Genomic DNA, 12,651 nt, shown 5'->3' with positions numbered 1-12,651 from the left:
ACAGACCAACCAGATAAAACTATAATCACTTGAAAATAAACATATAATTTTAAAGTTTAAGTAATAAACTAAACTTTTTGCTTATTGCATAGCAAATTGAGGCTGATTTAAACCTCAACTTGCTTACCTGAATTGCCAATCAACTATCATTCATTATCACTCAAGCAGTCATTACCACTCAAACAGCCGCTTAAAGAGTTTTTCTACATCCTTAACACAACCTTGTTTCAGGGTACCATTTGGATCCCAGGCAGGTAATGACATCTGGCCGATGCAGGCCTGGTTCAATTTGCCCCGCTGATCTTTACGGTAAGTAAAATCAGAGATCTCCGCCGGTGTTCGCATAACCAGCGGCTCAGGGTCTCGGCGCAGGATATAATCCGCATATAACCGCAGTGGCCCCGACGAACCGGTTAGCTTAACTTCCTGGTTATCATCTCGTCCCATCCAGATAGTCACAACTTCACGGCCATCAACACCGACATACCAGCTATCGCGCCCCTTATCAGAGGTGCCGGTTTTACCAGCCAGCCGCGAAGACGGCAAAAGATTGTTCAGATAACGTCCTGTTCCTTCGGTTACCACTTTCTGCATCCCGTACAAGGTAAGCCAGGCAGCTTGCTCAGATACCACTTTTGCCGATTTAGGCATACTTTGGTAAAGGATCTGGCCGTTATTATCAACAACTGCACTAAGCGCCGTCAGGTTACTTTTCCGCCCGCCACTGGCTATCGTCTGGTACATCTGCGTTACTTCAACCGGAGTCAGGGTAAATGCCCCCAACAACATTGATGGCAGGTTCGGGATTTCATTACGATCAACGCCGAGCCTTTCCATCACGTTGATAACCTCATCCACGCCAACCGCCATACCTAAATTAACTGTCGGAACGTTATAGGATTTAGCCAGAGATAAATAGAGTGGTACCTCACCGCGATATTTCCGATCATAGTTACGCGGCGACCAGTTCTCGCCCTTTTCTCCTTTGAGGGTCAGCGGACGATCTTCAAGGCTGGTCGCCAGCGAAAAACGTCCTGGCTGCTCAAGAGCCGCAAGGTAAATCGCCGGCTTCGCCACCGAACCTATGGGGCGTCTGGCATCAACAGCCCGGTTGAACCCATCATAGCCAGGGCGACTTCCTCCCACCATCGCCCGGATTTCACCGCTTAGCCGATCGGCAACTACAACGGCACTCTCAAGCTCCTTACCCGCACGCTTTTCCAATTTTGGAACCATATGGCGAACAGCCTGCTCTGCCTCTTCCTGAGAAGCCGGATCCAACGTGGTAAACAAACGCAGTCCCAAACCTGGCTGATAATTCTCGACATACTGCTTAAGTTCACGCTGTAACTGACCAAAATATGCTGGCTGACGGTTAGCGATTAACCCTTTTGCCTGCAAATCCAATGGCTGCTTAATTGCCTGCTGATAATCAGCCTCATCCAGCTCAGCATTTTCCACCATCAGTTTAAGCACCAAATCACGGCGGCGCTTGGCACGCTCAGGGTAACGCCAAGGGTTATAGTAAGAAGGTCCTTTCACTAAGCCCACCAGCAATGCCTGCTGATCAACCCGCAGCTCCGACAACGGCAAACCAAAATAGAATCGAGCGCCCAGCGCAAAGCCATGGACGGCATCAGCACCGCTTTGCGCCAGATAGACCTGATTAAGGTAGGCATCCAAAATCTGATCCTTGCTATAGCGATAATCGATGATCAGCGCCATATAAGCTTCTTTCAGCTTACGCCATAAACTTCGCTCACGGCTTAAAAACAGATTCTTGGCAAGCTGCTGGGTTAGCGTACTTCCGCCCTGAACAGTTCGCCCTGCTTTGAGGTTCGCGACAAATGCACGGGCAATCGCAACAGGCGAAATTCCATCGTGCTGATAAAAATCCCGATCCTCTGTCGCAACTAGCGCATCAATCAGAGGCTCAGGCATTTCATCCTTCGGCAAATAGATCCGCTGCTCATCAGCCTTGGCCTCCAGCATACCGAGCAACTTAGGCTCAACACTGAGGATCCCGAGCTCACGCCCCGTATTCGCTTCGTAAATTCGCTTTACTTTCGAATAACCAAACTCAACCACCACATGACGCTCTTCCTCCGCACCATCCCTGAACTCAAAAGGACGCCGGATAAATTCAATCCGCAAACGGCTTGTCGTATATTCACCACTTTTCTGTGGGCTGCTAACCTTACGGTACTTGAGTACCTCCAGTTCATTGAGCAAATCCTCGTAGCGAATCGGTGCTCCTGGCTGTAGAGTCAATTCACGGGCATACACGACAGACGGCAGCTGCCATAGCTGCCCTTCAAATTTTTCCGATACCGCTTGGTTTAAAAAAACTCCCAAACCGACCACTCCGGTACAAATGAGCAAAGCACCACCTATGCATGCGGACTTCAACCACTTACGCTTTTTTTCCGAAACCATATGATTAGTCTGCTTTGATGAAGGAAGCTGTTCTTGCCGCGGTTGTTTATCTGGTGTTGCCATAATGCGCTCTACCGTTTATTGCTGGTGGATCTGGGGTGTTTGGGTGCCGACAATAACGAAAATAAAAAACTATGATGTCATACTCCTGTCAAACTCCCTTACTTTCCTGCTTCACCTTAGCCAGCAAGACTCACTGGCTTTTCAACTAAAAATCACTCAAAATACGCGCCCAGTTTTAGCCCATGCCAAGCTGAACAGCCATTTCATTCGGAATAAGATTTTGGTTTGGTATTAACCGAGAAAGAAAATGGAACGCGATTACAAACTAGAGTGCCTAATGACAATGCCACGCCATGAACTGGAAGAGTTCAGCCTGAGAGTCATTAGCCGTATGGTTCCTGAAGATGTCATGCAAGAGCTGTTTACCTTCGAGCAGGAAGAAGTAGATAGCGAAGACCGTATGAAGTCGGCGCAATTTGATGCCATGCTGCGCATGACGGCTATTGCTCTGGGTGAAGTCAAGCTTGCATTTTCTGAATCGGAAAACGCCCAGCAAAATGCCGAACGAATGACCCGACTGATCCTATGGCACTTCTATGCGATGTCTTTCAATCTGGAAGAAGCCGTATCACTGGAGCAACATTGCGAGCAAGTCGAAAAAGTCCTTAAAAACGCACCGAAAGATGCGTTTGGCTGGGTAAAAGTGCTGACTGAACTTCTGCACAACTATGCCGAGTTAAACGAGAGAAAAACGCAGAACTAATACCACGCAAATTCCCACACTCAATGGGAATATCTCATTCAGCCTGCTTATCAAACAAAAAACGCCGGATATAATAACCTTATCCGGCGGTTTGCTTTTCATTCCTATCAGCTGGACAATGATTGCTGATGGCGAGTGATCAAGTCCTCCATTGAGGCTTGTGCCCGTTGCCGAGCATGGTCAAGAGTCTCTTCATGAGTCATTACTTCGACCACTTCATAGTAGCACTTCAGCTTAGGCTCCGTACCGGATGGACGAACAACCACCCTGGATTCATCATCAAGGTGATAGATCAGGACATCACTTGCCGGCAGATCAATGGCTTCAACCTTACCGTCAGCGTAGCTTTTCTTCGATGTCTTCAAATCATCTGTCACGACAACTTTTCGCCCGGCAATGGTTTCCGGCGGTGTAGCTCTTAACGTATCGCCGATTGGTGGCGTACCCGGCTGCAAGGCGATGCTCTTCTGCGCATTCTGGTACAAACCGTGTTCTCGATAAATCGCTTCCAACTGATCCCAGATGCTTTTACCGTTAGCTGCCAGTTCAGCTGTCAGCTGAGCGAATGTCACCAATGCTGACAAACCATCCTTATCCCACACAACATTACCCACTGTGTAACCTAATGCTTCCTCGTAGGCAAAAAGGAACCTACTGTCATCAGTCTCACGCTGCATGGCCACATTAGTCAGCCACTTGAACCCGGTTAACGTCTGGTAGTAATTAGCTTCAACCGAATTGGCGACTTTCTCCAGCAAAGTGGAAGAAACAATCGTCGCTCCCACTAGATTCTGTCCCGGCTCGGCATGCGTCAGTAAGTAATGACCAAGCAGCACACCGACCTGATCTCCGGTTAACATCTGGTATTCACCTTCATCCGTTCTCACTGCCACCGCAAAACGGTCAGCATCCGGATCATTGGCACAAGCCAGGGTCGCATTGTGTTTCTTGGCCTCAGCAATCACCATATCCATAGCCCCCGGCTCCTCCGGGTTAGGGAAATTGACTGTCGGGAATCGTCCGTCAGGTTCACGTTGTTCGGCAACTGAATACACATTGGTAAAACCAGCATCTGCCAGCAATCCTTCCGCCATATTAGCCCCAACGCCATGCATTGCCGTATAAGCAAGGCTAATCCCTTCAGGTTTAGTATGGTTCGACAGTAACTTACTCTTATTCACGTTTTGGCGATAAGTATCGTAAAACGGCTCGCTTAACCAAATCAGTAAGCCTTGCTGCTTAGCCTGCTCCAATTCAAGCAGGTTAAGTTCTTCGCAAGCAGCAATATCAATCTGAGCCGCAATACCAGAATCATGAGGAGGAATAATCTGGGCACCGTTGCCCCAATACACTTTGAAGCCGTTATATTCCGGTGGATTATGACTTGCCGTCACCACAACACCAGCAGCTGCTTCAAAATGTTTAACACCGAACGCTACCATTGGTGTCGGTGCCTCATGGGTGGTCATGTAAACCTTGATCCCCTGCGCCGTCAATGCAGAAGCTGCTTCATGGGCAAATCGCTTCGAATCAGGGCGACCATCAAAACCGATAATCACACCTCGCTCCGCTGCATCTTGCTCTGTTGTCAGTAAATATTTCCCCAATCCAGAAGCGGTTTCCTGAATAACAAGCCGGTTCATGCGATTAGGCCCGGCCCCGACAATACCACGTAGCCCCGCAGTACCAAATTCCAGCCGTCCGGAAAAACGTTCTGCCAATTCCGACTCAGCTTTAGAATCAATAAGTTGTTGTAGTTCTTCTCGTGTTTTCGGATCAAGATCTCGCGCTAACCAGCGAGTTATTTCTGTATTCATTACTAATGTTCCTACGCAGTAGATTACATTTACAACCTACTACAAATGATATTCATTCGCATTAGGTAATTGATAAATCTGATTAGCTGACATTCCAAACGCTCAAACAATAACCTGTTTCAAGCTACTACCAATCAGAAATGTCTTTGTCTGACAGGAAGCCAATGATTGAAGTATAGAGGCAATACCGAACTGCACAATTTCAAAGGAATAACACAAAATAACTATCGGTATAAGAAAGAAGAGAGAGGCAAAAACGAAATGTGAAATATATTAGCGTTAGAAAAAACGAGGTGCTATCAAGCACCCCGAAATATAGTCAGTAACAATTACCACATCAGATCATCTGGGATCTTGAAGTCTGCATACGGATCATCTTCATCCATTTCATCTTCAGTCATGGTATTGTTAACAATAATCGTTGCTTCATCACGCTGGCTGATCTTATCAGCAACTACACCAGGAACAACGGCATAACCCTCAAGGTAACGGGCAATTGCCAATCGACCGCTTACCAGCTGGTCCTGAACTTGTTTATCGACATAGATTTTCTTAACCAGAGTACCATCGGTGAAGTTATAGCCAATGTCACCGTTTTTGCAGTCGATTTTATTCATTTCAATAAGTTGCTTAACCTGTGAAGCAATCGCTTTTTTATCGGCTTCTTCCTGCTTTTTGCGGTTTAGCTCTTGATCCTGCGCGATTTGAGCTGCACGGTTTGCTTCTACAGCGGCTTTGGCTTCTCTGGCCTGAACGCGGGACTTCTTCGATGACTTCCCAGCCTTCTTCATTTTCTTCTTATCAATAAGACCAGCTTTTAGCATCTGCTCTTGTAACGTTAGCTTTGCCATTTCTACTCCGTCGCGGGCACAGTTTCATATAACGGTGAAACCAATCAGCTCTTTCAATACCAGATGCCGACTGGTTTTACATATGCTTATATTATCACTGTGCAGTAAGAAACAGGTCAAGCATTGGAGCAATAAACTAATACAACGACCGACTAAAGGGCCAAGACTCGCTCATTCAAAGCTGCTTACTTACCACTATCAATCCCATTTCCAGAATGCTTTGCCGATCCCTTTAATTTTGGTTTGTGAAGGAGCCGTATACCATGAAGCCTCCTGTTCACCATCACTGGTCACATAACCAAGAAAAGTAGAGTAAGCCTCTCCCAAATCAACCCGCTCTAGCGGTGGCTCCCAATCATCAGGAATGATGACTGCAAAAGGGTATCCCTGACTATTCTTAAATCCCCCAGCGACTTCGGCGTTATTCACTGATATTCCCATCCTGGATGAGTGCTCTGGCAAATGGATTTCATAGCCTGTATTGTTAACGTACAAATAAGGGTCATAAGGCGGTAAAGCAATACTCGAAAGCTCCAACGGCATATCAAAATCAAATGCCACGCTAAATTTATGTCCTTTAATCAAGCTACTATCCGACTCAGTATTAGCAAACTCTTTCCCGGGAATCTGCATTAGAGCCTTAGTCCCTTGCACCAAGCGTTGATCAAAGCTTCCTGTTTGCGAAAATGACTTAGGATACCCACTCTCTTGCTCTACCGAGTCCGGTTTAAACAAGTTTAGAGTTCCTTCCCCCGAAGCTTCCCCCGGTAAACCAATATGCAAATACCAATCGTGCGTGTAGCCAGAGCCACGGGCAATCAAATACCCGTAAACAATTAAAGAGCTGACTTTATCTCCATCCATGCCATAACCGACCCGATAGCCAACCACAAGATCATTAAAGTCATAGTCACTTTTGGCTGGGTAGTTATCCTCGTAAGCCGCAATGTAATACTCAACCGACGAAGGGTAATACACCCAGGAATCTGTCGTATTTTCTATCTGCCCTTGCGTTATAACGAGTGGAGCTTCACTCTGACCAGGCGCTTCAGCCGTCAAAGTGTCAGCATCGGCCTTACTTAACAATGCCAGATCTTCAGGCCCTGCAGTAAAATCATAGAAAGCCTCCGGATCGCCTAATGAAGTATTTGTTTCCAAAAAAAATATATCCAAAACAGCCGATGCTGCATTATCTAAAGCGATATTGACCGGAATAGTAATCACCGCATCGAATGATGTTCCTCCCCAGCCACTATTCGGGGTTAACGAGGAAGAGCCTGTACGACCAATTAAAGTGAAATATTTTGAGCGTACTGTAGAGCCCTCTTTAGCCAACACAGACTGAGTTGGCGTCGAAAACTCCGTAAAGGTAAAACTGTTTCCATCAGAGATAATTGTCAGAACAGCAGATTCAATTGCTACTCCCTGACTTGACGCTTTCTCTGTACCATTCGCCGCTTCATTTACATCAACAGCAATAACCAACGCCCCATCATTTTCCGCCCTGATAGCTTCTAAGTCCGCAGCTGATAGATCGTTTTTTTTCTGCTTTGCCTTAAATAAATCAATACTGCCACTCCCATTTTGGGAAATAGTGTCTTTTAAAAGTACAGACTGCTCGGTAGCACCCGCTAAAGGCATAGACAACACAAACGTGGTAAGTAGTAGACTCAAGAAAATCCTACTCATAACACCACCTCCCCGGAAATGGTTTGATCCCCATCGAAATCACTGAATAAATCATATTTCAGCACTTTATCCCGAACCGGCACAGACAATGGCAGAGCGAAATTTGAATATTTATCTATTTGCCCCAGAAATAGCACACTACCAGAAGAGAGGTAAACCTTGAGAAATACCGTATCTCCAGCCATGCCAAGTTCTTGAGGCTGAAGCTCAAAAAGATGATTCTGATACTGCTTAAAGCGAGCATTTGATGGAACTGCGTTTTCACTGAGCAATGTACTTGAGACATTACCGGTATCCGATGAGGATGCTCCCCCGCCACCTCCGCAACCAGCTAAGATCCCTACAACAAAAATAAAAAACCAAAAAATATTCTTCATGCTAGCGCCCTTTTATTACTTTAGGGCTAACTAACCATCTTTTATGCCAAGTTATAAATCCTTAACATTCATAGAATTAGGTTTTGTTGGTATTTTTTTGTCGCAATACAAAACTGATTTTGCAATAAAAATACTATTTCGGAGCTCCTCCTTAATTAGAAATTGTCTTCCAAATCAAACAATAAAATCATTACAAAATTCAGAAAGCACAAAATTTACAGGATATAGCGGCACAATAACTGTGCCGCAGAAGGATTTTCTTAACGCTGAAAAGGATAAATCGCGCCTAAGGAGAGAATTTGTGTCAGGTCATCCAGTGCCGCTCTTGATTCATCAAGTAACTTAGGATCCGCCAGATCAGCTTCCATCAATTGATCGCGATAATGCTTATCAACCCATTGGTTCAGGCGATTGAACAGCTTATCGTTCATCAACGTTGCCGGATTTACCGCCTGACGCTCTTCCTCGCTCAAGACTACCCGCAACCGCAAACATGCCGGACCACCACCGTTAGCCATACTCTGTTTAAGATCGAAAATTTCAACTTTATCGATGCCTCGTTTATCCGCAAGCAACTGTTGAACATATGTCCAGACCTTCGAGTTATCTCGACACTCTTCTGGCAATACCAACATAGTTTCGCCCGTTGGTACAGACAGTAACTGGGAGTTAAACAAGTAGCTGGACACTGCATCATCGACCGAAACCGCACTGGTCGGCACTTCGATAATCGTAAAATCGCCAGCCATTTTTTCGGTCAGCTCGTCATAGACACCCTGCTGATTCAAAAAGGCCTGCTCATGGCAGAAAAGTATGTCTTTATTACCAACGGCAATAACATCATTATGGAATACACCTTGATCAATCACATCAGGGTTTTGCTGAGCAAAAACGACATTTCCGCTATCCAAATGATGCAAACGAACAACAGCATCACAAGCTTCATAGGTATGACGGGCAGGAAACTGCTTGGGGGCCGGATGACGGGTATCGAAGGCATGGCGGCCATAAACAAAAAATTCAATTCCCTGCTCACCATACTCATGACAAAAACGGGTATGGTTTGCAGCACCTTCATCACCAAAATGCTCAACCGACGGCAGCGACGAGTGATGAACAAAGTGCTTAGCATCAGGAAACGTCGCTTTTAGGATCCGTCCGGTTACCTCATGTTCAATCGAACGGTGAAATTTGTTGGTCAGGTTAGCTGGTGTAAAATGTACCCGACCATCCGAAGTATCTGCTGACGGAGATACTGTCGCCGCATTAGCCGTCCACATACTAGAGGCTGAACAACAAGCAGCCAACACCTTCGGAGCCTGCTTTGCCGCCTGTTCGATAACGTATTGATCACTCCCGGTAAAACCAAGCTGACGTAAAGTTTTAATGTCCGGCCGCTCCTGAGGGGCCAGCACGCCTTGCACCATGCCCATATCAGCAAGGGCTTTCATTTTCGCCAATCCTTGCTTCGCAGCTTGTTTCGGATTTGACGGAGCGGCTTGATTGATTGCCGAGGCAACATTACCGAATGACAATCCACTGTAGTTATGGGTTGGACCAACTAACCCATCAAAATTTGCTTCAAGTGCTTTCATAGACATTCCGTGTTTGTGTGTTAACGCCTAACGATAATAAAACATTTACATTTCAAACAAGCGTAGTACAAATTATCAGCTGGCAAGTGGCGACTAAATGCATCTTTACCCATCCTAGAACGCAAAAAAAAGCCAGTCTTAAATAACTGGCATTTTGTGTAGTCGACAGCAATAACGAAAGCTCTACAGTCTAAATATCCCACTCAACAACATGACCCTCATCATAAACACCATCGCTATAAGCTGGAGTAAAATTAATAAAAATATTCTTCTTAGCTATCGGCAGCTGTTCAGCAATTGTATTAGCGATAAGCTCTAACGTTTGAGCAATCTGAACTTCCGTATTGAAGTTAGGTGCTATCAGATCCACCAGCACAGGGTGAGAGTCATTTGGTTGCACATCCGCCACTGTTCCATGATGAACATAATGGGATTTCACTAAATATTCCCACGTCAGCATGATATGTCGCTGCTCAATTTTCCCTGCATCAGATATCACTTGAGACAAGGTTGTAAGCACCTGATCTATAGCTACATCCTGTTTAAACGGTAAGGATTTGATTCGAACTAATGGCATACTTCACCACTCCCTAACAACGCCAGCACACGGTGTAATCCTGTAGTTAGCCTAGTGAAGAAGTGAGCTATTCGATTATCTCAAGATTAAGAAAGTACAGAATACCCTGTATAAAAAGACACCTGCCAATGGCAGGTGTCAGTTAATCTCATAAATCGAAAATCAGCTAGTTGCAGCTTTTATCTTCACAACACGGATTCACTACCCGCTCAGCGCACGTGTATGGCTCAATGTGAATAATGACATCAACCACTTCGTCGATTTGCTCAAGGATATGAGCTTTAAAATTTTCACTAATAGTATGCGCATGATCAACACTCATTGCCGGCTCAACCAACAAGTGAAAATCCAACAAAATCGTACTACCAGTTCGACGACTACGAATTGCATGAACTTCACGAATATCACTATCTTCATCAGCATATTGCTGAATCTTAGCCTCAATCTCGCTATCAGCTTCAGCCTCGGTTAACTCTAAAAGAGCCGGCCACAGAATTTCAAAACCGGCTTTCAGGATCATCGCCGTTACAATCAACGCGGCGACCTGATCCAAATAATGCAAATCCGGCATAAAATAATTAGCAACTACAGCCACAGCAACCGGTAACGAACTCAAGGCATCCGAGCGGTGATGCCATGCATTGGCATGCAAAGCACGGCTGTTAATTTTTTTCGCCTGTACCACTGTCCAACGATACAGCACTTCCTTAACTAAAATCGAAATCGTTGCGGCGGCAAATGCCAGCATCCCCGGCATTGATGTCGAGCCATGACCAAGGGAATTAATCGAATCCCAACCGATTCCAATTCCAACCAAAGCCAGTAATACACCAATAAAGATATTAGTCAGTGTTTCAAAACGACCATGCCCATATGGATGGCCTTTATCTGCCGGAGCCGTCCAATAGTGTGAACCAATTAGAATCGCTGTATCTGTCACCAAGTCAGAAAAACTATGCACACCATCAGCCACCAAAGCCTGACTTCCGGTTAGCTTACCAACGGTGATCTTTAATAACGCCAAGCCAACGTTTGCAATAGAACCGACCCATGTCGCTTTCTGAATAACTTTTACCGGTGTCTCTGCCATCTTTATAACTCATTCCTGAACGTGCAAATATGATACCCGAATAATGGCGACAATATGAACTATTCTGCCTGGCTTGCAAGTGCTTTGCTGTAACAAGGACAGCTGACCATGTGGTCATTCACCATCCCGACAGCCTGCATAAAAGCATAACAAATGGTTTCACCGACAAACTTGAACCCTCTTTTTTTCAGAAAGTTACTCATTGCCTTTGATTCTGGGGTCGATACTGGGATCTGCCCCATTTCCTGCCACCGATTATTAACCGGCTCATAATCGACAAACTGCCACAGAGCCGCAGCCAAGCTGCCATACTCCTCTTGTAATAGCAGCGCAGCCCTTGCGTTACTGAACACTGAATTAATTTTCCCCCGATGCTTAACCACATCATACTTAGTAATAATCTCTTCAGTCCGGGCCTCGTCATATAAAGCCAGCCTTTCCAGGTTATAAGCATCAAAGGCCTGTTTATAGGCATCTCGACGCTTCAAAATGGTGTACCAGCTTAATCCAGCCTGAGCTCCTTCTAGCGTCAGAAACTCAAATAAGTAATTATCATCTTTACTCACGATCCCCCATTCTGCATCGTGATACTCCCTCTCTAATGGTTGATGCATTGCCCATGCACAGGTATTCATTTCTGAAGCCATCGTCATTATTACGTTTTCCTTCCTTTTTATTTATCCATTTTGCATCGTTTAAATTTCACTCGCGCCATTATAATTTCGGAGGATGCATAACTAACTCAACATATCACAAAACAATGAACTAAATTCATCAGCTATTTAACATGCCAACACCCAACCGACTTAATAATTTATAATTTGAAATGGATTGCATTAACAGTTAATAAAACCTTGATTTTATGTTTACTGTGAATATATACGTAAGATTTTATTTGCTGGACATCACTGAATATATGAAATGTAATTATTGCATTTTGTAGATTTCAAACAAAACCCAACAAAGATCACATTAATTGAAGAAAACCACTGAATTAAAATTGAAAATTAATTTCTTCATTTCATAATAAGAACCGTCAATACAGCGTTATTGATGAAAACTTAAAAAGGACTTTTATGAGACATATTGCCGATTTTATCGAGCAGCTTGAAAGGGGAAAAGATCCTTTCAATATCTGGGTATATTCCAGTAATGGTCACTACAGTCAGTTTGGCAACCAAGGGAATAAACTACGTACACCTAATCTTTATAAAGCGCTAGAACAACATCTTCAAATCATTATTGAAATGAATAATGATGCAAATGGCGATGCCTTTCTATTGCTTCCTGAAGTACATGCGGTTGTACCAGTTGCTTTCCGTGGAGGCAAGGTATACTCACTGACAGGACCGGTTGCAGCATAAGCATCTGTAATCAGATTTATTATCGGTTTAAACAATGATCAAGAACGAATCCGGCTAGGTTATTCCCTCATTGCCGATAATTAAATAGA

General features: G+C 44.8%; 11 protein-coding genes. 2 read left to right on the top strand and 9 right to left on the bottom strand.

The features are described from left to right. Positions 1-171 precede the first annotated feature (171 nt). Entirely contained in the window at positions 172-2,499 is a 2,328-nt protein-coding gene (gene mrcB, locus Q0852_RS10695; protein ID WP_299018012.1) for a penicillin-binding protein 1B, read from the bottom strand. Positions 2,500-2,746: 247 nt separating this feature from the next. Here mrcB and Q0852_RS10690 point away from each other — a divergent pair, with 247 nt between their 5' ends. Then, on the top strand, positions 2,747-3,202 hold the full coding sequence (locus Q0852_RS10690; RefSeq protein ID WP_299018011.1) for an exoribonuclease R: 456 nt from the start codon (positions 2,747-2,749) through the stop codon (positions 3,200-3,202). 107 nt (positions 3,203-3,309) lie between these two features. Here the strand turns inward: Q0852_RS10690 and Q0852_RS10685 are convergent, their stop codons facing one another. The 8 genes from Q0852_RS10685 to Q0852_RS10650 all read right to left on the bottom strand — a co-directional run bounded on the left by Q0852_RS10685 (position 3,310) and on the right by Q0852_RS10650 (position 11,845). Continuing rightward, the gene (locus tag Q0852_RS10685; protein ID WP_299018010.1) at positions 3,310-5,019 is read right to left on the bottom strand and encodes a phospho-sugar mutase; all 1,710 of its coding nucleotides are present in this window, start codon (positions 5,017-5,019) and stop codon (positions 3,310-3,312) included. A gap of 329 nt (positions 5,020-5,348) precedes the next feature. Further along, the gene (locus tag Q0852_RS10680; RefSeq protein WP_299018009.1) at positions 5,349-5,870 is read right to left on the bottom strand and encodes a DUF2058 domain-containing protein; all 522 of its coding nucleotides are present in this window, start codon (positions 5,868-5,870) and stop codon (positions 5,349-5,351) included. Between the two features lie 198 nt (positions 5,871-6,068). Continuing rightward, complete coding sequence (locus Q0852_RS10675; protein ID WP_299018008.1) at positions 6,069-7,559, bottom strand: LruC domain-containing protein; 1,491 nt, start codon at positions 7,557-7,559, stop codon at positions 6,069-6,071. Next, positions 7,556-7,936, bottom strand: coding sequence for a hypothetical protein (locus tag Q0852_RS10670; protein ID WP_299018007.1), 381 nt, complete (start codon positions 7,934-7,936; stop codon positions 7,556-7,558). Before Q0852_RS10670 ends, Q0852_RS10675 begins: the two co-directional genes overlap by 4 nt. Before the next feature lie 260 nt (positions 7,937-8,196). Further along, positions 8,197-9,531, bottom strand: coding sequence for an N-succinylarginine dihydrolase (gene astB / locus Q0852_RS10665; RefSeq protein WP_299018006.1), 1,335 nt, complete (start codon positions 9,529-9,531; stop codon positions 8,197-8,199). 190 nt (positions 9,532-9,721) lie between these two features. Further along, on the bottom strand, positions 9,722-10,108 hold the full coding sequence (locus tag Q0852_RS10660; RefSeq protein ID WP_299018005.1) for a hypothetical protein: 387 nt from the start codon (positions 10,106-10,108) through the stop codon (positions 9,722-9,724). Between the two features lie 166 nt (positions 10,109-10,274). Beyond that, positions 10,275-11,198 (bottom strand): cation diffusion facilitator family transporter, encoded by a 924-nt coding sequence (locus Q0852_RS10655; protein WP_299018004.1) that lies wholly within the window; start codon positions 11,196-11,198, stop codon positions 10,275-10,277. Positions 11,199-11,257: 59 nt separating this feature from the next. After that, on the bottom strand, positions 11,258-11,845 hold the full coding sequence (locus Q0852_RS10650; protein WP_299018105.1) for a DNA-3-methyladenine glycosylase I: 588 nt from the start codon (positions 11,843-11,845) through the stop codon (positions 11,258-11,260). A gap of 429 nt (positions 11,846-12,274) precedes the next feature. Here Q0852_RS10650 and Q0852_RS10645 point away from each other — a divergent pair, with 429 nt between their 5' ends. After that, positions 12,275-12,562 carry a hypothetical protein gene (locus tag Q0852_RS10645; protein ID WP_299018003.1) on the top strand — a complete coding sequence of 96 codons (288 nt, stop codon included), beginning with the start codon at positions 12,275-12,277 and terminating at the stop codon, positions 12,560-12,562. Positions 12,563-12,651: the final 89 nt, after the last annotated feature.

The organism is uncultured Photobacterium sp. (assembly GCF_947502415.1).
Taxonomy (GTDB): domain Bacteria; phylum Pseudomonadota; class Gammaproteobacteria; order Enterobacterales; family Vibrionaceae; genus Photobacterium.
This window is presented reverse-complemented; position numbering and strand designations above follow the sequence as displayed.

What these genes read in the sequence shown, in the direction of transcription:
- Q0852_RS10670 (WP_299018007.1), bottom strand. Translation starts at nt 7,936, where the DNA reads ATGAAGAATATTTTTTGGTTTTTTATTTTTGTTGTAGGGATCTTAGCT.
- Q0852_RS10645 (WP_299018003.1), top strand. Translation starts at nt 12,275, where the DNA reads ATGAGACATATTGCCGATTTTATCGAGCAGCTTGAAAGGGGAAAAGAT.
- Q0852_RS10650 (WP_299018105.1), bottom strand. Translation starts at nt 11,845, where the DNA reads ATGGCTTCAGAAATGAATACCTGTGCATGGGCAATGCATCAACCATTA.
- mrcB (WP_299018012.1), bottom strand. Translation starts at nt 2,499, where the DNA reads ATGGCAACACCAGATAAACAACCGCGGCAAGAACAGCTTCCTTCATCA.
- Q0852_RS10675 (WP_299018008.1), bottom strand. Translation starts at nt 7,559, where the DNA reads ATGAGTAGGATTTTCTTGAGTCTACTACTTACCACGTTTGTGTTGTCT.
- Q0852_RS10685 (WP_299018010.1), bottom strand. Translation starts at nt 5,019, where the DNA reads ATGAATACAGAAATAACTCGCTGGTTAGCGCGAGATCTTGATCCGAAA.
- Q0852_RS10660 (WP_299018005.1), bottom strand. Translation starts at nt 10,108, where the DNA reads ATGCCATTAGTTCGAATCAAATCCTTACCGTTTAAACAGGATGTAGCT.
- Q0852_RS10655 (WP_299018004.1), bottom strand. Translation starts at nt 11,198, where the DNA reads ATGGCAGAGACACCGGTAAAAGTTATTCAGAAAGCGACATGGGTCGGT.
- astB (WP_299018006.1), bottom strand. Translation starts at nt 9,531, where the DNA reads ATGAAAGCACTTGAAGCAAATTTTGATGGGTTAGTTGGTCCAACCCAT.
- Q0852_RS10690 (WP_299018011.1), top strand. Translation starts at nt 2,747, where the DNA reads ATGGAACGCGATTACAAACTAGAGTGCCTAATGACAATGCCACGCCAT.
- Q0852_RS10680 (WP_299018009.1), bottom strand. Translation starts at nt 5,870, where the DNA reads ATGGCAAAGCTAACGTTACAAGAGCAGATGCTAAAAGCTGGTCTTATT.